This is a genomic window from Streptomyces sp. NPDC030820, from assembly GCF_055572075.1.
On record NZ_JBVIEB010000011.1, the window covers coordinates 186653 to 204710 of the forward strand.

At 68.8% G+C, this 18058-nt stretch carries 21 protein-coding genes and 1 pseudogene; 3 read left to right on the forward strand and 19 right to left on the reverse strand.

The window, feature by feature from the left end; translation table 11 throughout:
• Positions 1-244 precede the first annotated feature (244 nt).
• Positions 245-1135, forward strand: a complete 891-nt coding sequence (locus ACZ418_RS29065) for a DUF5655 domain-containing protein (protein WP_345576869.1) — start codon at positions 245-247, stop codon at positions 1133-1135.
• Between the two features lie 774 nt (positions 1136-1909).
• Here ACZ418_RS29065 and ACZ418_RS29070 read toward each other — a convergent pair.
• From ACZ418_RS29070 to ACZ418_RS29110, 9 genes are all read right to left on the reverse strand, one after another.
• Positions 1910-2776, reverse strand: coding sequence for a hypothetical protein (locus ACZ418_RS29070; RefSeq protein ID WP_468368694.1), 867 nt, complete (start codon positions 2774-2776; stop codon positions 1910-1912).
• 423 nt (positions 2777-3199) lie between these two features.
• Positions 3200-4381, reverse strand: a complete 1182-nt coding sequence (locus tag ACZ418_RS29075) for a DnaB-like helicase N-terminal domain-containing protein (RefSeq protein ID WP_468368696.1) — start codon at positions 4379-4381, stop codon at positions 3200-3202.
• Positions 4381-5625 carry a DNA cytosine methyltransferase gene (locus ACZ418_RS29080; protein ID WP_468368944.1) on the reverse strand — a complete coding sequence of 415 codons (1245 nt, stop codon included), beginning with the start codon at positions 5623-5625 and terminating at the stop codon, positions 4381-4383. The genes ACZ418_RS29075 and ACZ418_RS29080 overlap by 1 nt, the downstream gene beginning before the upstream one ends.
• Positions 5626-5630: 5 nt before the next feature.
• Positions 5631-6503: an adenine nucleotide alpha hydrolase family protein gene (locus ACZ418_RS29085; RefSeq protein ID WP_468368699.1), complete on the reverse strand. Its 873-nt coding sequence runs from the start codon at positions 6501-6503 to the stop codon at positions 5631-5633.
• Positions 6504-6628: 125 nt separating this feature from the next.
• Positions 6629-7468 (reverse strand): hypothetical protein, encoded by an 840-nt coding sequence (locus ACZ418_RS29090; RefSeq protein WP_468368701.1) that lies wholly within the window; start codon positions 7466-7468, stop codon positions 6629-6631.
• A gap of 187 nt (positions 7469-7655) precedes the next feature.
• Positions 7656-8078, reverse strand: coding sequence for an XF1762 family protein (locus ACZ418_RS29095; RefSeq protein WP_468368704.1), 423 nt, complete (start codon positions 8076-8078; stop codon positions 7656-7658).
• On the reverse strand, positions 8075-9865 hold the full coding sequence (locus tag ACZ418_RS29100; protein WP_468368706.1) for a type IV secretory system conjugative DNA transfer family protein: 1791 nt from the start codon (positions 9863-9865) through the stop codon (positions 8075-8077). Before ACZ418_RS29100 ends, ACZ418_RS29095 begins: the two co-directional genes overlap by 4 nt.
• Before the next feature lie 33 nt (positions 9866-9898).
• On the reverse strand, positions 9899-10168 hold the full coding sequence (locus tag ACZ418_RS29105; RefSeq protein WP_345576855.1) for a hypothetical protein: 270 nt from the start codon (positions 10166-10168) through the stop codon (positions 9899-9901).
• Complete coding sequence (locus ACZ418_RS29110) at positions 10138-10587, reverse strand: SPDY domain-containing protein (RefSeq protein WP_345576853.1); 450 nt, start codon at positions 10585-10587, stop codon at positions 10138-10140. The genes ACZ418_RS29105 and ACZ418_RS29110 overlap by 31 nt, the downstream gene beginning before the upstream one ends.
• A gap of 157 nt (positions 10588-10744) precedes the next feature.
• Between ACZ418_RS29110 and ACZ418_RS29115 the strand changes: the two genes are divergently transcribed.
• Positions 10745-11062, forward strand: a complete 318-nt coding sequence (locus tag ACZ418_RS29115; RefSeq protein ID WP_468368709.1) for a hypothetical protein — start codon at positions 10745-10747, stop codon at positions 11060-11062.
• A 200-nt stretch (positions 11063-11262) separates the two neighbouring features.
• On the opposite strand, the gene ACZ418_RS29120 is transcribed toward ACZ418_RS29115, so the two are convergent.
• From ACZ418_RS29120 to ACZ418_RS29165, 10 genes are all read right to left on the reverse strand, one after another.
• On the reverse strand, positions 11263-12066 hold the full coding sequence (locus ACZ418_RS29120; protein ID WP_345576849.1) for an SPDY domain-containing protein: 804 nt from the start codon (positions 12064-12066) through the stop codon (positions 11263-11265).
• On the reverse strand, positions 12063-12425 hold the full coding sequence (locus ACZ418_RS29125) for a hypothetical protein (RefSeq protein WP_345576847.1): 363 nt from the start codon (positions 12423-12425) through the stop codon (positions 12063-12065). Before ACZ418_RS29125 ends, ACZ418_RS29120 begins: the two co-directional genes overlap by 4 nt.
• 21 nt (positions 12426-12446) lie before the next feature.
• Positions 12447-13250, reverse strand: coding sequence for an SPDY domain-containing protein (locus tag ACZ418_RS29130; protein WP_345576845.1), 804 nt, complete (start codon positions 13248-13250; stop codon positions 12447-12449).
• Positions 13247-13630, reverse strand: coding sequence for a hypothetical protein (locus ACZ418_RS29135; RefSeq protein ID WP_345576843.1), 384 nt, complete (start codon positions 13628-13630; stop codon positions 13247-13249). The genes ACZ418_RS29130 and ACZ418_RS29135 overlap by 4 nt, the downstream gene beginning before the upstream one ends.
• A gap of 264 nt (positions 13631-13894) precedes the next feature.
• Positions 13895-14305: a hypothetical protein gene (locus tag ACZ418_RS29140; protein WP_345576841.1), complete on the reverse strand. Its 411-nt coding sequence runs from the start codon at positions 14303-14305 to the stop codon at positions 13895-13897.
• Positions 14306-14453: 148 nt separating this feature from the next.
• A complete protein-coding gene (locus ACZ418_RS29145; protein ID WP_468368714.1) occupies positions 14454-14969 on the reverse strand; it encodes a hypothetical protein in 516 nt (171 codons plus the stop codon).
• The gene (locus ACZ418_RS29150) at positions 14966-15724 is read right to left on the reverse strand and encodes a hypothetical protein (protein ID WP_468368716.1); all 759 of its coding nucleotides are present in this window, start codon (positions 15722-15724) and stop codon (positions 14966-14968) included. Before ACZ418_RS29150 ends, ACZ418_RS29145 begins: the two co-directional genes overlap by 4 nt.
• Before the next feature lie 28 nt (positions 15725-15752).
• Complete coding sequence (locus tag ACZ418_RS29155) at positions 15753-16445, reverse strand: hypothetical protein (RefSeq protein ID WP_468368719.1); 693 nt, start codon at positions 16443-16445, stop codon at positions 15753-15755.
• A gap of 14 nt (positions 16446-16459) precedes the next feature.
• Complete coding sequence (locus ACZ418_RS29160; RefSeq protein WP_468368722.1) at positions 16460-16960, reverse strand: hypothetical protein; 501 nt, start codon at positions 16958-16960, stop codon at positions 16460-16462.
• Entirely contained in the window at positions 16957-17397 is a 441-nt protein-coding gene (locus tag ACZ418_RS29165) for a hypothetical protein (RefSeq protein WP_468368725.1), read from the reverse strand. The genes ACZ418_RS29160 and ACZ418_RS29165 overlap by 4 nt, the downstream gene beginning before the upstream one ends.
• A 548-nt stretch (positions 17398-17945) precedes the next feature.
• Here ACZ418_RS29165 and ACZ418_RS29170 point away from each other — a divergent pair.
• A pseudogene (locus tag ACZ418_RS29170) lies at positions 17946-18038 on the forward strand (IS5 family transposase); the annotation flags it as partial.
• Positions 18039-18058: the final 20 nt, after the last annotated feature.

An 18058-nucleotide genomic window follows, 5' to 3' on the forward strand; every position in this document is an offset into this window, starting at 1 on the left:
TGGAGCAAGGGGCCTAGAACACGCCTGCTCCGTCCACTGAGCTACGGGTCCTGACCTGCGAAGACGGAGTATCTCAGATGCTTGCGAATGTCGCACCTGGGACGTATGTGGGATTTTCCAGCTTCCTGGGACGGTGGGACGCCGGGGGCCCGGACGTAGCACCATCTTCACAGGCCCAGAGCCCCTCGCGGAAACAATCCCGAGCCTGCCTGGCGTTGAGGATCACCGACCCTAGGAGGCGGAGGTGTCGGGCCTGAAGCTGTTCCACACGACGACGAGCGGCGCGACCGAGGTCGCGCCGCGTCTTGCTGAGACCGAGGCAGATGTGCAGGGTCTGGTCGAGACACACATGGAGACGCTTCTGGGCGTCCGGTTTCTGGCGAGCGAGTACAGCACTGGACCTTTCCATGGGGGCAGGATTGATTCGCTCGGCCTGGATGAGAACGGATCACCCGTCGTTGTGGAGTACAAGCGCGGTGTTGACGCCGGCGTCATCAACCAGGGGCTGTTTTACCTGAGCTGGCTCGTGGACCACCGGGCGGAGTTCGAGCACCTGGTCCGCGACCGGCTCGGGGCCAGGGCCGCGGCCCAGGTGCTGTGGAGCAGTCCGAGGCTGATCTGCGTCGCCGGGGACTTCACCCGCTACGACGTGCACGCCGTGCGCGAGCACCGGCGCAGCATCGACCTGGTCCGCTACCGACTCTTCGGCAGGGACCTGCTCGGCCTTGAGACCGTGGCCTCCGTCAGCGGCAGGTCGCCGGCTGCGCGACGGGTGCGCAGGCGGTCGACCGTACTGGCAGTGAAGGGCGGCCCGAGCACGGCGCTGGACGAGCTGGCGCAGGCGCTGGACGAGACACTGCTCGGTCTCGGGGATGGCGTGAACTGCGTTCAGCGTAAGACGTACCGGGCGTATCAGCGTCTGCGGAACTTTGCCTGCGCCTGCCCGCCGCAGAAGACCAAGCTCCTTGTCTACCTCAAGGTCGATCCGAAGGAGGTCGACCTGGTACCCGGCTTCACCCGGGACGTGACGGGGCTCGGTCATCACGGGACGGGTGACCTTGAGGTGCAGCTGCGCACGCTTCGGGACCTTGATCGAGCGCTAGACCTGTTCCATGCCAGCTACGCAGCTGCCTGATGGGCTCACAGGTAGCGCCGACATCAAGGAGCGGCGATCGGGATCGTGATCGCTTCGGTGGTGCCTTCCGACGCTAGCTCGCTAGATTATGTAGGTCGACGGACAGCCATAGTGACCGTTATGTGTTCGTGGCCCGTCCCTAACATCCAGTAAGGCATCGAAAAGTGAGGGTCGGCGGCCGCAATTAGCCTTGCTGATCCCGCCTAGGGGGATTGGGTGCAGGGCCGGGTGATGGAATGCTCGCTTCCACAAGATATGTAAAGTGGATAAGGGTCCCCATGGCTCGCGGAAGCCCCGCAAGTGTCCAAACAGTAAAGAATCCGGCCGTAGCGCAAAAAGCCATACGGATTTCCTGTGCTGCGCATGAGGGTATGGCTGACAGTGCGAGCAGTGACGCCCCCGCGAGAATTCCTAGAAACGTTACGGTGAAAAAGGGCGACAGGTGTCGAGCTATGGGTAGGATTGGATGGCTGGGGTCCGCTTTATCCGCAGCCTTCGCTGTTTTTAGAAACGTGCTATCGCACGCCCGTGTAATCATTGCCAGGGCAGCAATTACAGCCCCGATGATGATCGCTATCAGCGAAGCGGCGACTCGCGCGGCAGAATCCATTTGACTGGGTTCGCTGTGTCCCAGCCAAGCCCCTCCAGCGGCTCCGGCGAGTGATATGAGGAAGCTCCAAGGGTCGGGGCGTACACGCTTTAGAAATTCCCAGGTTGGTGTAGATAGGGCATTGTGGGACCTGGGGCTAGACTCCGGCGGTGACTTCGCGTTGCTCATGCCGAACCGCCCCGCGAAATCCACTCCTCAATCAGCCAGGCGACGGCCAAAATCAAGACCACCGGCGTTAGATCCCCGTAGAGCGCGAGGAGCCTGCTTTGGAATTGAGCCACGTGTGCTTTTGAGTCGTATGATTCGCCTGTCGAGGCGGTGGCCGCTATGTCGATGTGTCCGCCGCTTACGCCTTCATCTAGACTGTCGATTACCTCATGTGGAAGGTTCACTCGCGCGCCGCGAACTGTGAAAGCACCCTCCTCGCCGTGAAATTGAGCCAACTTCTCGATCAGGGGGCGCAGATCCCCTTGCCCTTTGTGTCTGCGAAGCCAAGAATTCGGTAGTCGAAACGTCATGGCGAGGTGGACGACTACCGCAAGTTCTTCAAGGCGTTCAGCGGTCAAGCCTGGGGGAGGTACCAGGTCGACGTTAATTGTTGCATCGGTGACGCCAAGCTCTTCTTTCGCAGCTTGCTGCATAGCACGAGCAACTGAAGTCGCTGTAGCCGTGGGAGATGTCGAGCCCGGCACGAAAAGTGCTATCCATCGACCTTGGTGATCGAGGGCAAACGTCTCTCCCGTGTCGAGTCTATACGTGTGGATGTTGTATAAGTCTCGGGCGTGCTTGGCTTCTTTCAGTGCCTCTTGTGCATCAGCGTCATTCGCTGAGTTGGGGCAGTCCAGACGCCACTGTTCAAGCGTCTTGGTTAGCCCATCGAATGTAGTCCGATGTCTATATGCCTCTATTTTCTCTTCGAAGGCGTGTAGATACTTTTGAGGGCATGAACGAATATTAACTCGTCCCAATGCTACTCGCTCGGTTGATTCGTCCGAGACAGGTTCTAGAGAATTAGGCATGACGGTTTCCACTGAATGGGGAGGTGTGTTGGTCGCTGCCGCTGTTTCTCTGAAGATCGTCCTGTAGCCCTTGCCTGGACATCTACAGCTTGCACCATGGGGGAGGAAAGCGCAGCTCGACGGCTTGATAGCTGCAGGCCCGGCAGTCCGGCTAGCGCGGTTCACCATTACGCGGAATGGTGCGACGTTGCAGACTACTGTGTGGCGGGTCGGCCACTGCATGCCCGTCAGTGGGGTGGTGATCCCAGCAGACTGGTCGCACTGACTGAGCGACGTCCCGGCTTGCTGTGTTTTTGCGTCATTGAGCTGCGGACCTACTCCGTAACGACCGCGAGGAAGCTTCTCCACTGGCGTCGATGGAGGGCGTGGTCATACGGAGGGGGTTCCTTCTGCCGACGGCCGCACCGGTTGGGTCCGGCCGCCGGAAAGGTTCGGTCAGCGTGCGATGCGGCTGGTCGGTGGGGCTGTGGTGGGCGGCGGGCCGGCGCGGGGCGCCGTCCTGGCCGTGCGGCGCGGGGACCAGGTTGTTGGCGTGGACGTGGTGGCGTGGTGCCACCGGGCGCGAATGGCGGTCATTTCGGCGAGGGCGCGGCAGCTGCCGACGACGAGTTGGTAGGGGGTGTTGGCCGGGTCGTCGGTGAACGCCACGATGCGGCGGCCGACGTGGTGGGCCGTGGTAATCACAGACCGGTGCAGTATGCGCTCGCCCAGGTAGAGCGCGGACACGTCCGGTTCGGCAAGGAAGGTGAGCAGGTGCCGATGGTCGTCCGCGGCGCTCAGGGCACCGCGCTGCTGGGCCTCCCATATGACGGTAACGGGGTCGACTGGCACGTCGCGGCGTACAAGTGCGGTGAGGCACTGCCAGAGCGCTGCGTGCAGGGGGTGGGTGAAGTCCTCGGGGGTCAGCCAGCGCATCTGCTCGACTTCGGCCGGGCGTGCCGTGCACGTGGCCAGCAGCAGCCGCTCCTCCTGGGCGGCTTCGCCGCCGTCGTGCAGGGGCGCCGGTGGTGGTGCGGGAGTGCGCGGCAGGGGCCCGGAGTGCGCTGGGAAGGCGGCGGCGATGTCGTCCACGACGGATGCGAGGGTGTCGGCCTCGGCCAGTGCGGCCGGCACGGGATGCGGGAGCGAGGCTTCCCGTGCCGTGTGCACCAGGCGGGCGGCGGCCTTGCGCAGGCGGCGGCGGGCGGATTCGGCCGCGATGATCCGGGCGTACGCGGGGGTGTGCCGGGGGTTGGGACATGCGCTGATGAGTCCGTGCAGGTGTGCGGCGGTCAGTCCGCGTGCCTGCTTGCGGGCAGTGGTGAGCACTTTGCCGAGCCAGACGATGTGCTCGGTGCGCTCGGCCAGGCCAGAGGGTGATTGCGCACGCAGTGCGGCGAACGCGGCGGCGTAGTCGGTGTTGTCGGCCAGGGCGGGGGCGGGCACGGCGCAGATCGCTGCGAACACCGCGGCGTGCGACGCGGTGGAGAACGCTTCTGGGCTGATCCCAGTTACGTCAGCGAGGTGCTGCGGGTCGGACAGGAGGGCGCCAAGTAGAGCCTGCTCGGCGTAGTACACCGGCGGCCACGACGTGATGGTGGCGAGGTCGTCCTCGTCAGGTTGTGGGGTGCGGGGCATCAGGCGGCCAGAGTGAAGTCGTCGGTGTTGAGCGGGACGTTCAGGTGCGGAGCGAGAAGGTGGGCGGCCAGCCGGGGCGGGACGGCGTTGCCGATCTGGGAGAACTGCTGGCCCTTGTTGCCCTGCCAGGGGTAGTCGGCCGGGAAGGACTGCAGGATCCCCGCCTCCCGGGCGGTGATCCGGATCGGCTCCGGCACCGCCAGGCTCTGCCCTTCAGGGAAGTGCAGGGGTACGGGAGCGGCGGGTTCGGCGACCCAGGTGCATTCGTTCGCGCGGTGCCCGAAGAAGAGTGTCCCGGCCGGCTCGTCTGCCCGTCGCACGGTGGCGTTGGCCTGGTTGTTGCTCCGCAAGGACCATGCCCAGCGGTTGGCTTCAGCAGGGCACGGCTGCGTTTCGCGGTCGACCAGCTGGTCGTTGCGGCTGCCGTGTCTGGCGGTCCCGCCCGGGTGTGGGGTCCAGGTGCCGCGAGCGCGGGCGTCGGTGAGGGTCTTGCGGGCCCCAGAGGGGAAGGGTTCGGGGCCGCCTCCTGGTCCGCCCCCGGCGCACACGGTGGGCACCGGGCCGTCGGTCCGGCCCCAGCCCAGGGCTTGGGCCATCGACACCCACCGTGCGCGGCCGGGACCGAACAACGATTCGGGCTCGGCGACCTGGGCGTGTGTGGGCGGCGGCGGCTCGGCGGTACGGACGCGGGAGGCGAGGAGGATCGCACGACGGCGGGTCTGGGGGACGCCGTAGTCGGCCGCGTTCAGGATCCCGGTCCACACGGAGAAACCCCAGGCACGCAGCACCGCGGCGTACTGCTTCCACAGAGGCAGAACGTCGGGCACCTCCTCCATGGCCACCCACTCCAGCTCGCCCACCGCATTCAGGGCGTGCAGGTAGCGCATGGGCTCGGCCGCGAGCAGGGATCGGGGGTCGGCGCACGCGGAGAGCACCTGCTCGCGGGTGTCGCGGCCGGCGGCGAGGTCGGTGACGGCCTGGTGGACGAGGGGCTGGTCGACCAGGCCGAGGCGTTTGCCGGCCATCGACCACGCCTGGCACGGCGGGGAGGCGATCAGCCCGAGCACGCGGCCGGAGAAGATCCATACCGGATAGCGGGCGACATCGGTCTGGATAGTCAACTGCCCGGCGCAGGCTCGCGTTTTGCAGGCCCAGGTGTCCCATTCCAGGCCGATGTCGCGGGCCCCGAGGACGGAGAGGGCGTGGCTCCACCCGCCGGGGCCGGCGAACAGGTCGAGGATGATCCGTCTCACGAGGCCAGGGCGAAGTCGTCCTGCACCAGGTCGGTCTCTCCTCGGCAGGTCCAGGGAGAGCAGCCGTCGACCACCCCGTTCTCCAGTTCCTCCTCCATGGGGGCGCGGTCGTCGAGTTCTTGCTGGCGGGCGGCCCACTCGGCAGCCGTGACGTGGTCGATCGGGGCCTGGTCGAGCGGCACCCGGGAGCGGTGGAGGAACGCCTGCCCGAGCAGCTGGTTGCCGCCGGCGTTCGAGCGGGCGTTGCCCTGGCGGATGGCGGCGTCGAATTCCACGACGTCCTGCCACTCGTCGGGGCTCGTGTCCCGAATGTGCCGCCACTGCGCGTTGCCGTGGAACGGGCAGCCCAGACAGCTGGACTTCGGGGTGTCCGCGAGACCCAGCGAGGTTAGGTAGCGGACGCAGTCGGTGCGCGACCAGCCCAGGTCGATGAGCGGGTGCCGGTTGCGCATGTAGCGGACGTCGGCGTCCTTGGCGCGGTGGAACTCGTCGGTGGAGATACCGACCCACTGCTCGACGAAGACGTCCTTTGGGACGCGCTGCGGGTAGGGGTAGCCGAGGAGTTCCCGGACTTGTCGTTTGATCGGTTTTATCTTGTATTCGCCGGTGCACTGGCGCCGGGTCATGCCCTGCTTGCCGTCCTGGTTGAGGATGTACAGGGGCATGGAGGCGAAGCGGTGACCGGGGTCGAGGGCGTCGCGTCGGATGTTGCCGGAGGAGACGCGCAGGATCGGTATCCCGGCGGGAGCGGCGATCTCCTTCTCCAGCCGGTTGAGGTGCCGGTAGACGGCGTGTGGCTCCCAGCCGGTGTCGGCGAAGATCGCGTAATCGGCCTTCGGGAGATGGCCGTTGGCGGAGAGGGCGAGCATGGCGCTGGACTGGACGCCGGCACCGAGCGATATACAGACGAGCGTGGGCGAGGCGGGAATCTGGGGGCTTCCTTGTGTGAACGAGGCTGCGGCAGGAAGGCAGGCGGTGTGCGCGTGTGGCGCCGTCAGCGGCGTGCGCGGACGGTGGTGGCCGTAGCCGGGGTGGAGACAGGGCGGGCCGCGGACAGGCGGATGTGCAGGGGGGAGCCGATGACCGTGCTGAGGACGGAAAGACCGAGAGATGTCAGGCGGACGCGGTCGCGTAGCGGCCCGCCAGGGAAGAAGGGGGGTGCGGAGGCGGGCTCGCGGGTGACCAGTTCCTGAGTTTCCAGGTGGCGCAGCACGTCGATGCCCACCGACACGGTGTGGCCGTAGCCGCGTTGCTCGTACTGCCCGGTAACGATGACATGGCCACGGGCGACTTCGAGCAAGGCGTCGCGATGGCCGGCGTCCATGCCGGGGACGGTGGTGCTGCTGCGCGCCCGGTCGGGAAGTCTGGCGGCAATATGCGTGGCGGACTCGACGATGGCGGCGGGAGCGAGGGCGGTGAGTTCGCGGGCCAGCCGCAGGTACTGACCGAGCCCGCGACGGGTATCGCGGGGTGCGTGCGCCGCATCGCCCTCGGGCAGAGCTTGCTGGGCGGCGGTGAGGTAGCGGGTGGCCCCGCTGGTCAGGTAGGCGATCTGCTTAAGCCGTACGACGGCGCTGGACACCGGTTCGATGGCAGGCAGGCGCTGCTGCCGGACCGCTGTGATGGAGGCAAGGGCCTCGCGTTCCAGACGCCGGGCGGATGACACGGAAGCCCCCGGCTCATGAGGGGCGCGGCCGGCGAACAGCAGGTCGATCCGGTCGTTGTGCTCGGTGTACAGGTCGGCAAGCGCCAGCAGCCGCTCCACGGGCATCAGCGGCACGGGCGCGTCCACGTCGAACAGGGGCGTGTGGTTGTGGTCGGGTGGTGTCGTCATCACAGGTCGCGGAGGTAGACGGGGTCAGCGCAGACGGGCGGCACGCTGGTCGGGGAGTGGCGCCGGCACGGCGAGCCCGCCGGGCGGCTGTGCGATCTCACAGACAGGCTCGACTCCGGTTCATGACGAGGGATTTCAAGAGCGCCAGGTGTGGTGGACCGCCGGCCTCCGGCCCCGTCGCAAGGGTTCAGGGGGCTTCCCACAAGAGCCGGGCGATGCGGTCGTTGCCGCGGTCGGTCCGGGGCCGGCGGGGGGTGTGCCAGCCGGCCCCGCGCAGGGACGCGCCGCTCTCGCCGTCCTGTGTGTAAGTGATCAACCGCCGGTATCCGAGGGCTTTCGCCGCTCGCCATGCCGCTCCGTACAACAGCGAGTTGGCGTTGCGCGCCCCGTCACTGGCGGTACGGGTCACTTCCAGGGTGGTGCCATCATCGAGGTGGCGGGCGACGGGCCGGCCCACGATCGCCACGGCACGCAGGGTGCCTTCCTCGTCGGCGGCTCCGACGGCGAAGATCTGTCCTAGCGGGGGCGCGTGGTGCCGGTGCCAGGTCCGGACGAAGTCCTTGGCCTCGCGGGAGCGGACCGGCACCAGGTGCAGCCGGGACTCGCTCATGCGGCCTGCCGGTAATCCGACTGGAGCGGGGCGTGTTTGGCGACGGCACGCTCGGTGATCGCCTTCGAGGCGCGGGCCGAGGCGGCGGCCAGTTCGCCGGCATCGGGTTCGGCGTACCAGGGGCGCAGGTCGAGCATCGCGGCGCGCATGCCGGTGGCGAAGACCAGGGCGGTGCCCTTGGGCAGGGCGCGGATCGCGTCGGCCGGCAGGATCCGCTCCTGCCGCATCGACACGGACGTCGATTTTCCGGACTCGGAGGTGGAGGTGGAGGTGGTTTCGACGTCGTGGTCGCCGATCAGCCGGGACAGCTTGTCCGCGAAGTCCGGGTCGTCGATACCGGAGCCGATGACCTTGACGGTCGCGGCCGACCACATCGCGTCCATGCCCGCGTCTCCCCAGACCTTCTGGCCCTGGCGGTAGGACTGCAGGATGGTGATCGGGATGATCCCGCGTGAGCCGAGGTGGGAGTACAGGTCCGGCAGGTCCGAGATCTTGCAGACGTTGGCGGCCTCGTCCAGGATCGCCAGCATCGGCGGGTCGAGCCGGCCGCCGGCGCGCTCGGCCTGAGCTGTGGCGGCCCGCATCACGGAGTCCGCGCACGCGGCGATCAGCGCCGACGCGCCTCCGCCGCCGTCCTTGGACAGCAGGTACAGGGTGTCGGTGGAGGTGACGAACTCGGCGGGCTTGAACTCGGGGACGTTCTTCTGCGGGGTGACCCAGGCGGCGATCTCGCTGTTGAGGAGGGCGGCGGCGTACTGGCGGGCGGTCTCGTAGATGCCGTCGCGGGTCTCGGGCGGGCCTTCCACGGTGCCCTTGAGCTGGGAGGCGACCGCGGTGAAGTTGTGGTCGCGCAGGATGTCGAGCGGGGTGCGGTCGGCGGGGAAGGCCAGCCACTGCATCACGTCGGTGATCGGCCGGTCATCGAGCGCGGCGGCGAGAAGGAGCTGGCTGAGGATGTTGGATCCGGCCTTGGACCAGAAGTCGCCCTGCTGGGAGGCGTCCACGGAGGCGGCGAGGAAGTGGCCGGCGAGGCGGCCGGCGCCGTCCAGGGTCTTGGCGTCGGCGAGGGGGTTCCACCACATCTCGCGGGCGGCGTGCGCGATCTGCTGTGGGTCCATCGACCACACCCGGCCCACCGTGGCGCGGGCGTCGAGGGTGGCGGTGTAGGCGTCGCCGGCCGCCTTGTTCGAGGTCAGCAGGACGGGTCCCGGCGCGTTGAGGATGGACGGGATCGCCAGCGAGGTGGTCTTTCCCGACCGCGGCGCCATGATGGCGACGGCCACGTCCTCGTACCCCATGCGGACCTCGTGCCTGGTGCCCTGGAGGTTGCCGAGGAGGATGCCGGTGTCGCGGGCGTCGATGTGCTTCGCGGTCTTCAGGCTCGGACGCAGTGAGCGCGCCTTGTCGGTGATCGCCTTGGCCATGAGAGGTTCGATGTCCTTCGGCTTGGCCATTCCGGTGATCTTCTTCTTCCTGCCGCCGCCGTTGTTCTTGTGCCGGGCCCACAGCAGTCCGGCCATTGCGCCGAGTGCGAGGAGCACGGTGACGGGGATGATGCGGGCACTGATCAGCAGGGACGTTTTCCCGGCCGTTGGCCAGAGCTTGTCGGGGTGGAGCAGGGCGGTGGTCGGCTGGTACGACGCCCAGGTGTGCCCGGTGAGGCAGGCGGTGATGTTGCCGGACAGCCAGGCGAGGTGGGACAGGGGGACGAGGACGGCGAGGACGCCCATCAGGAGACGGAAGGCGATGTCGTAACCGTCGGAGTTGTTGACGGAGGTAGGAGGCAAAGGGCTACGTGCTTCGGTGCGGGGACAAGGGCATCAGTGGGTGCGGCTGGGACCGGCGGACGGGCGTCGGGGGATGGCGGTTGGTGCTGCCGGGGCCGCGGGTCGGGCGGCGAGTTGGCGGACGCGGTCCTCCAGCGCGGAGGCGACCTGCTGGGCCGGTACTTCCTGGCGGGTGTGGGTGACCAGATCCGGGTTGTGGGTCGGGAGGCTGAGCACCGTGCCGGTGCGTGCTGCCGGGTGCGGGTCGGTGAGCGCGGTGGTGAATGCGGCGATCAGGTGTGCTCGCCGAAGCGGGCCTGCCACACCGGGGGCCGTGCGTCGTCCAGGACGGTGCCGATCCACCAGGTACCTGTCGTCTCGTGGACGTCGATCCGCACGGTGCCGTCGGGTGAGACGAACCGGTGGAGATTGTAGGACGGCGACCACCCGGCGCCCAGGAGCGGTGCCAGGGGGTCGTTGGTTTTGTCCCGGCCGGTGGTGGGATCGATGAGCGCGTCGGTGAAGGCCGCGATGATCTCGACGGGGGTGCGGGCGCCGAAGCTCGCGTACCAGGCGTACCGGTCCTCGGTGGGCGCGTGCTGGAGCGTCCACCACTGGCCGTCGGGGTCCGGTTCCAGCCGCAGGAGGGCCTTATAGTCGGGGCTGGAGAGGATGACTCGCGGCATCAGGGGGTCGTGGCCGTGGCTCCAGCCGCAGGCGCGGTGCAGGGGACGGTGATCCATGCGGGATCACCGCCGCCGGCCAGGTGACGTGGAGCAACGAAGTCGATGTCGACCGTCTGGGAAAGGCCGTCGTGCACCGTCACCTCCGTGCCGCCGCGGTTCGGCCAGTGGCCCGGGCTGGTCGCGTGGTGGGCGGGGGAGCCAGCGGGGACGGCGCGTGCCGGGCAGCGGTGTTGATCTCACTGATCACGTGACCGTGGGTGGCCCAGTCGTCGAGGTAGCTCCAGCACTCGGCGTGGTGCTCGGCAAGGGCGGCGTCGAAGACGTTCGTCCCGGGCTTGCCGTCGGCCGGGAGACTTTCGCGGGTACGGAGCCATTCCTCGTGCAACGTGTTGAGGCGGTCCAGCGCGTCGCGCAGGACGCCGAGTTGGTAGATCCAGCGAGTCTGCGCGGTGCCGGCGGGAACCAGGGACAGTTGCGCGTCGGCGGTGTCCAGCAGGTGCTGGGCGCCTGCGCGCAGGTTCTCGAACGCTGAGGCGGTGTCGGCATCGCGCTGTTGCTGGCGCAGCCCGTAGGCGTGGTCGTCGTACGGCCAGCCGTCGAGGTCGGTGTGCTCGTCGGAGTAGACGTTCCAGGCGTCGAGGATCTTCTTGGCCTCGTGTATGTAGCCGTCGAGGTGGTCCAGGAACCCACGGTGAGCGTGCGGGTGGGAGATAGGGGTGTCCTTTCGCGGGGTCAGCGGCGGGCGGCCGGCCGCGTGGCGGCGGGCGCCGCCGGGGAAGTGCTGGGTTTGCTGTTCTGCCGGCGGGCAGCACGGACCTTGGCACGGATGCTGTTGAGACGGTCCGTGTGTGCCTCGACGATCTGCTCCGGCCTCAGCGGGCTGGGCGTCTGAACGGCGCTGTGGTGGGCGGTGCGGTCGCCCATCCCGCGCTGGAGCGGGGCGGGGTTGACGAGCGCGGTGAGGAAGGCGTTGACCAGGTGGTCGGGCGTGCGGTTGTCGAAGGAGGCGTGCCACAGCCGGGGGCCGTGGCGCCCGCGGTCGGGATCGTGGACCTCCACCTGCCAGGACGGGAGGGAGTCGGAGCGTCGTTCGAGACGGCAGGCAGCGTCCGGTGAGCTGGCCGCGCCGCGTGCGTCCAGGAGCCATCCCGCAGCGGCCACCACATCCAGCGGGCTGCTGTGTTCGGTGGGTGCGGGGGCGACGAGGGCGTCGGTGAAGCCGGCGAGGACCTCGGCGGGCACGAGTTCGCCGAAGGTGGCGGTCCAGCCCGGCTCGGTGTCGGTGGATCCGGCCCACAGCCGCCACCAGGCGAACGTGCTGGACTGCGGGACGAAGTCGAGGCGGTAGCGGTGATCCGGGCTGCTCAGGACGATCTCGGGGCTGAGCGGGTCGGAGGTGCGTTTCCATCCGGCGGAGGCCAGGCCGTGGGTGACATGGCGGGCGTCGCCGGGGCCGGCGAGGTGACGGGGACTGGTGTCGAACGGGATGCGCCAGGCGTGCCTCCTGGCGAATTCTTCGAGCTGCTGTCCGCTCACCGGCACGAGCCGCACCCCACCGTGCGCGTCGGCTCGGAGGAGGCGTACAAGGCGCGCAGGTCGTCGATGACGTAGTGGAGAGTGTGCTGGTCGGTCTGTTCCCAGGCGGCACTGCGCAGTTCCTGGACCAGAAGGTCGACCTTATGGCCCAGCGGGGTGTCCGGGCGGTGGGTCTGCACGATGCGGGCGAGGGCACGCAGGGCGTCGGCGAGCTGGACGGGAAGGCCGGTGTACTCGTCCAGCAACGGCTCGACCAAGGCGAGGGCTTCAGCGGGGTCCGGGTCCTGGCGTAGGTATTCGGTGAGGCGGGAGAGGGTCTCGGTGGCGGCGTGGACGCTGTCCGGGGTGAGGTGGGGCACAGAATTCCTTGGTGGTGCGGGTCAGCGGCGGGCGCGGAATGCGCCGGCACCGGCGTGGGGTCGGGGAGTGGTGCGGGGGCGTGGGCTGCGGACGGAGTTGCGGGCCCAGGTGCCGGCGCGGGCGGCGGTGATGCGGGCCTGCTGCCAGGCGCTGAGCTGGGAGGGCAGGACGGACACGGAGGTGGTCCGGATCTTCGTGCTGTGCGGGACGCGTCCGCGGGGGCGCATGACCGGCTCGGGAGAGGCCATCGCGGTGGAGAAGGCTTGGACGAGGTGCATGGGGGTGCTGGGAGCGAACTGGGCGGTCCAGCCGTTGCCGCGCTCGTCCCGGGCACCCGACCACCACAGGGCGTTGCCGTCACCGTCCTGGCGGAAGTGCATCCACGCCGTACCGTCGGGGCTGGCCGCCGTGTAGTTCCGGCCCTCGAACTGCGTGTGCCAGTGCTGCTCTTGCAGGGGCGCCCACACGTTGGGGGCGTGCGCGGAGCGAGAGCGGGTGAGAGCGTCGGTCAGTCCCGCGACGATCTCCACCGGCGCCTGCCGGCCGATCACCGCCCACCACTCGGCCTGGTTGCCTTGTGCCGCGCTGCGGATGGTCCAGCCGCCGGGCTGGGTGTAGGGGTCGTAGGAGAGGCGGACCGCACGGTCGGGGCTCTCCATGACCAGAGGGCCGCCCATCTTGGACCTGTCCTGCCAGCCTGAGGCACGCAGGAACTCCGAGACGTGACGGATGTCGCCTCCGCCGGCCAGCGCCCGGGGCTCGACGAGGTAGTGCTGCTCGGCCTGCTCGCCCGGCCCCCAGCCCTTCCACTGGGTCTTCCTCACCGGCGCCGCCGGGCGACCAGCGGGGCCGGGGCGGGAGGCTTGCTCGCTGCCAGGCCCGTCCGTGTGCCGAACTGGACGAGAGTGTCCTTGTGTTCGTCCAGGTCCAGGCCGATGCTGTACAGCTCGTTCGCGGCCCGGCCCAGGGACAGCCACACTTCTGCCGGCAGCGCACCGCGTTCGGCCTGGTGCCGGGCAAGGCGGGACCCGGCTTCTACGAGCTGGGTGAAAGCGCCAAGGATGCCGTCATCCGGGTTGACGATGCGCGCGATGACCTGGACGGCTTCGTCGGCAGGCAGCTGGTGCAGATCGTGGGAAAGGTGTGCGAGCCGCTGGGTGATCTCGGCGGTCAGTCGGGCGGTGTTCTGTGTCGGGTGCGGCATGCTCCTCCAGGCGGTAGATCGGGATTACGGGCGGGTGGTCCGGTGGGCTTCACTGAGGGCGGCCTCGGGGCGCGCACCGGCCAGGAGACAGGTGCGGTCGGGCCCTGCCGGTATGCAGGCGCGCAGGTAGCGGCGGAACACGGCGGTCGCCAAGCGGGGGCTGAGGCGCCGGCTCATCGGCGGGGGTGTGCGGGGAGTTACGGGTTCTCCGAGTGGTTGTTTCGGGTGGGGGTGAGGGCGGGCCCCGGCTGGGGCCCGCCGCGTTTACGGGGTACGTCCGGTGGGCGCGGGGCGCCGGGAGGTGGCGGCAGGGCCGCCGGGCGGGTGGGTGGTCTGACGGGAGGTGCCGGATCGGATGTCGTGCAGTGCCTGCTGGTAGGCGGCCTGGTCGAACACCTCGGGTGTGCAGTTGACCTTGTATCCGGCCAGCAGGAGGGTGGGGATGGCGCGGGTCGCCAGGCGCTGCTGCTCGGCGCTGTCGAGGTGTGCGGGGACCTCGTGCCAGATGTAGACGGGCTCCGGGGTGGGGAACTGGTGTCGCTCGAAGCCCAGCTGGTCGAGCTGGTCGAGCAGCTTCGCGGGCGCGCCGGTCGGCGTCTCGACGTAGATGGTGGGATTCAGCCATCTGCGGTAGATCTCGACGTCGGTGCCGTACTCGTCGGCACGGTTGCCCATGACCCTCCCGTTTCAGCGGTTGCGGGATACGGCAGCGACAGGACGCTGTGCTGGGCTGTGCGTCCTCACGGCCTGCCCCGATTGGGCGGGCATGCGGGCGACGTCGTTTCGGACGCGGAAGATCTGGTCGGCGGCCCGCGAGAGCGCATCAGCCACGCTCCCGAGCTGCGCAGCCGGTTCCAGGTTTGCGCCACTGGCGCCGGGCTGCAGGGACCAGAAGCAGGCGACCGCTATGGCCTGCCGGGATGAGCGGCAGAAGTCCCTCGGCGGGTGCGGCGATCTCGGTCAGGAGGGCAGCCCTATCCTCGCCGCTTGAGGCACGAGTGCCCTGTTGGGCCAGCTCAGCGACGTACCGCAGTGCGGCCTCCCGGCCGGCGTCGGGTACGGCGAGGGCATTCAAAGCTGGGTCGAGGTGAACGCTGCATCCGGCGCTCAGCAGGGCGTGCGATGCGGCCCTGGCTTTCCGACGCTGTTCGGCGGCGGGAAGACCATGGGGAAGACGGTGGTACGTGCCGCGGGGGCCGGGGTGATCGAGGAAGCCGGCTCGCTGCAGGAGAGCGGCGGCTTGCTCTGTGCCGCCCAGGGCGACGACCAGTCCGCTTCGCGCGTCCTTGGCGATGGTGACGTACTCCAGGACATCGAAGTCGGGCTCGACCTCGCTCATCGCGTCCGGGCCGCCGACGCCCGGGACGCCGTCGGGGCCGGCGTGGCTACCGGCGCCGTGGCAGTGGGGGCGATCCGGCCGGAGGGGTGCTGGAGTGCGGTGCCAATGCCGTGGGCACGCAGCTGCTGGCCGGTTGCGCGGACGGCACGCGCCTGCGTGTAGGTGTCGTCGCCGGAGAGCCGGTACACGCCGGTCTGCTCGTCCTTGACGAAGCCGTTGGCGGCCAGCACGTTCGCGGCTGTATCCCCGACCGGGGCGGCGGCGAGGCTGCCGTCCGGCTGCCAGGTCAGCACGACCCGGTCCGGCTGCGAGGGCACGATGTCGTCCATGGCGTTGAGGCGGGCGCGGGCCAGGGCGGTGTCGTAGCGGGCGAGCAGGTCACCGGCGACCTGTTCTGCGGCGAGGAAGGGATCGTCGGTCACCGCGATGCCATTGGGCTCGGGCACGCCGCCGTACGCCTCATCGGGCAGGCCGCGCGGTGCAACGGCGGCGATGAGGAAACCGTCGCGCTCGTCGTGCCGGTCGAGAATGACCAGCTGGGCACCGTCCGGACGGGACAGGACGGCCGCCTGGCGCAACGGGTGCGCGGCGAGGGATTCGGCGACGAGGTCCAGATCCCAGACGCGGTCGGCCAGCTCGGCAAGAGCCTCCTCGTCCTTGGCGGGGTGGTGGGTGCTGCGCCAGGTACCGGGGAGTTCACCGGAGAGAACGTCCGCGAAGGAGGCGAGGCGCTCGGGGTCTTCGTGGTGGTGCATGGAGTCCTTGGCGGGGGAGGGGGTGGTGTCAGCGGCGCGGTCCGGCGGCCACGGGCGGGGGGACCGGGATGGCGCGCGGCGGAGGTGGGCAGGCACACATGGCGGACCGTTCGCGTTCGTCGGCAGGGACCTCCTGGGTGCACGCGACGCGGCCGGGGTGCGAGGCATGCCGGTCGGCGAGGTCATTGCGCGTGTGCACCAGGTCGGTGCGGACGACGGCGAGGCGTTCCTCGGCGAGATAGCGCAGCCGTCGCGCGGTGTACGGGGCAGTTGATGCGCCAAGATCGTCGTGGAACTCAGCCGCAGCAGTGAGGACTTGACCGACGGCATCGAGGATGCCGTCGCAGGGGCCAGTCAGCTCGGTCAGGATCTCAGCGACCTCCTCTGTGGTGGTCGCCTGTCGGATCCGGTCGGCGAGCTGGGCCACCGAGGCACCCAGCGGCTCGTACTGGGCGGGGCGGCGGTCGGTGTCGAAGGACGGGTCGCAGTCGACCTGGTAGCTGACCGCCCGCAGCCGGGCCACGGCTTCGGTGGCCAGGCGGTTCTCCTCGTCCTGCGCCAGGCCGGCGGGAGCGCGGTGGTAGGTCTCGTGGAGGCGGTGGACGGGCACGAAGCCGGCCCGTTGAAGCACGCTGTGGGCTTCCGGATCGCCACCGCGGCCAAGCACTTCCTCGGAGTGCGGGTCGCGGCGGATGGTCAGGGCGCGGTCGGCCAGAGGCAAGGGAAGGGTTTCTCCTAAGGTGAGTGCCGGGCACAGGCTCGTGCGGCCGGTACCACTGGCGCTGCAGTCGACCGCTTGAAGCGGGTGGTCAGATGGGCAGCGGCGTCATCGAGGTCCTGCTGGATGCCGTAGAGGCGGCGGGCGATCAGCTCCAGTTGGTGCGCAGTCGCTGGGCCTGTTCCTGGCTGGATAGAGGCGCGGTGCGAGGTGTGCTCGATAAGGCCGCGCACGGTGGCCAGCGGACCGGACCGCTCGTCGGCGAGCTGGGCGAGGACGGTGGCGAGTTGAGCGGAAGCGGTCGGTACGGCCCTGGCCCCCTGCCGGTCGTCGGATGCGGACGTGGTGGTGGTGAGGCGCAGGTCCTGCTTAATGCGGTGGGCCTCAGATGCGAGCCGTTGCAGCAGGTCGGCTGCCAGGCGTGCGGGCCAGAACCGGAACGATGTGTCCCTGGTGGCCTGGGTCCGTGGGCGCGCCAGTGTGGGGGCGCGGCCGGGGCGGCGGAGAGGCAGTCTCACCGGCCGCCCCGGGCATCGGCGATGTGGACCAGTTGGCCGAGGGCCGTGGTGGTGTACCAGCCGCAGTCGATAACAGCGTCGGCGTGGTCGGCGTACTTCGGCATCAGATGATCAGCCATGGCTCGCAGGTAGCTCATGCAGTCCGGGCAGCGGCGCGAGAGGTGCACGAGGTAGCGGGGGTGCGCGGTGATGAACGTCTGCGCTCCGCCGTTGGGATCGCGTAGCCGCCAGCCGTCCTCGTCGGTCGGGGTGTGCCAGGACGAGGCGACGACCTGCATCGCATCCCCCCACAACTCGACCCCCGACACACCCTTGACGACCACGACTTGGTCGCCGGCCTCGAAGTGCCCATGAGTGATGTCCCGATAGGGCGTGAGGGGATCGGGTGTCGGCGCGAAGGCCGGGGTGGATGGCGGGGTCCAGGATGGTGGGAGCATGCGGATTCTTCCACGCTGTGCGTGTGGCGGCGGGAGGATCAATGGTCCGCAGGATCACCGGTTTGGCTAACCGGCGATCTGCGGCTATGTTGCGCCCCGATCCGGAGGCCGGTATGCGCCGTGCTCTGGCGGAAAGTCACTCGCAGTAGACGCTGTCACGTGGGTAGAGCGCCGGGGAGAACGCATGTCGGATCACCTTGGGGGGTAGCAATGCGACGGTCACCGATTTCTGGCAGGGATCGTGGCGACGCTGTTCATCCTGGAGGCCGCAGCATCCGGTGGTCTTAACTGGGCCAGACCCAGAGGTCGTTTTCGCCTGAGTTGCCCGTGTATCCAGTGGATTGTTAGACCGCTGGGTTCTGGTGATCTTACTGCTGAGGGGCGGGTTGATTACTGCTAATCAGGTGGGGTGACAGGCGAGGCTGGAAGTGGCTTGTGCCTGTCTCACGCCAGGGTGCCCGGCCTTCGCTGCCGAGTGCTTCCGTTGTCGCGGCTGTGCGCCGGGGCGAAGTCAGTCCGCGGCGGTACGTGGAGACACCCCGACGTGACGCCCTTATCCGAGTGATCCGTCCGATGTTCGCTGGGAGTTGATCGAGCCGGTGCTGTCGGCCTGGCGCTTCGAATTCCGAAACGATGGGCTGTGGAGCGGACACCATCTCTT

Coding starts and splice junctions, on each gene's coding strand:
- ACZ418_RS29075 (WP_468368696.1), bottom strand. CDS start 4,381: ATGCCCCGCACCCCACAACCTGACGAGGACGACCTCGCCACCATCACG.
- ACZ418_RS29085 (WP_468368699.1), bottom strand. CDS start 6,503: ATGCTCGCCCTCTCCGCCAACGGCCATCTCCCGAAGGCCGATTACGCG.
- ACZ418_RS29090 (WP_468368701.1), bottom strand. CDS start 7,468: ATGACGACACCACCCGACCACAACCACACGCCCCTGTTCGACGTGGAC.
- ACZ418_RS29095 (WP_468368704.1), bottom strand. CDS start 8,078: ATGAGCGAGTCCCGGCTGCACCTGGTGCCGGTCCGCTCCCGCGAGGCC.
- ACZ418_RS29110 (WP_345576853.1), bottom strand. CDS start 10,587: ATGGATCACCGTCCCCTGCACCGCGCCTGCGGCTGGAGCCACGGCCAC.
- ACZ418_RS29135 (WP_345576843.1), bottom strand. CDS start 13,630: ATGCCGCACCCGACACAGAACACCGCCCGACTGACCGCCGAGATCACC.
- ACZ418_RS29140 (WP_345576841.1), bottom strand. CDS start 14,305: ATGGGCAACCGTGCCGACGAGTACGGCACCGACGTCGAGATCTACCGC.
- ACZ418_RS29145 (WP_468368714.1), bottom strand. CDS start 14,969: ATGAGCGAGGTCGAGCCCGACTTCGATGTCCTGGAGTACGTCACCATC.
- ACZ418_RS29150 (WP_468368716.1), bottom strand. CDS start 15,724: ATGCACCACCACGAAGACCCCGAGCGCCTCGCCTCCTTCGCGGACGTT.
- ACZ418_RS29165 (WP_468368725.1), bottom strand. CDS start 17,397: ATGCTCCCACCATCCTGGACCCCGCCATCCACCCCGGCCTTCGCGCCG.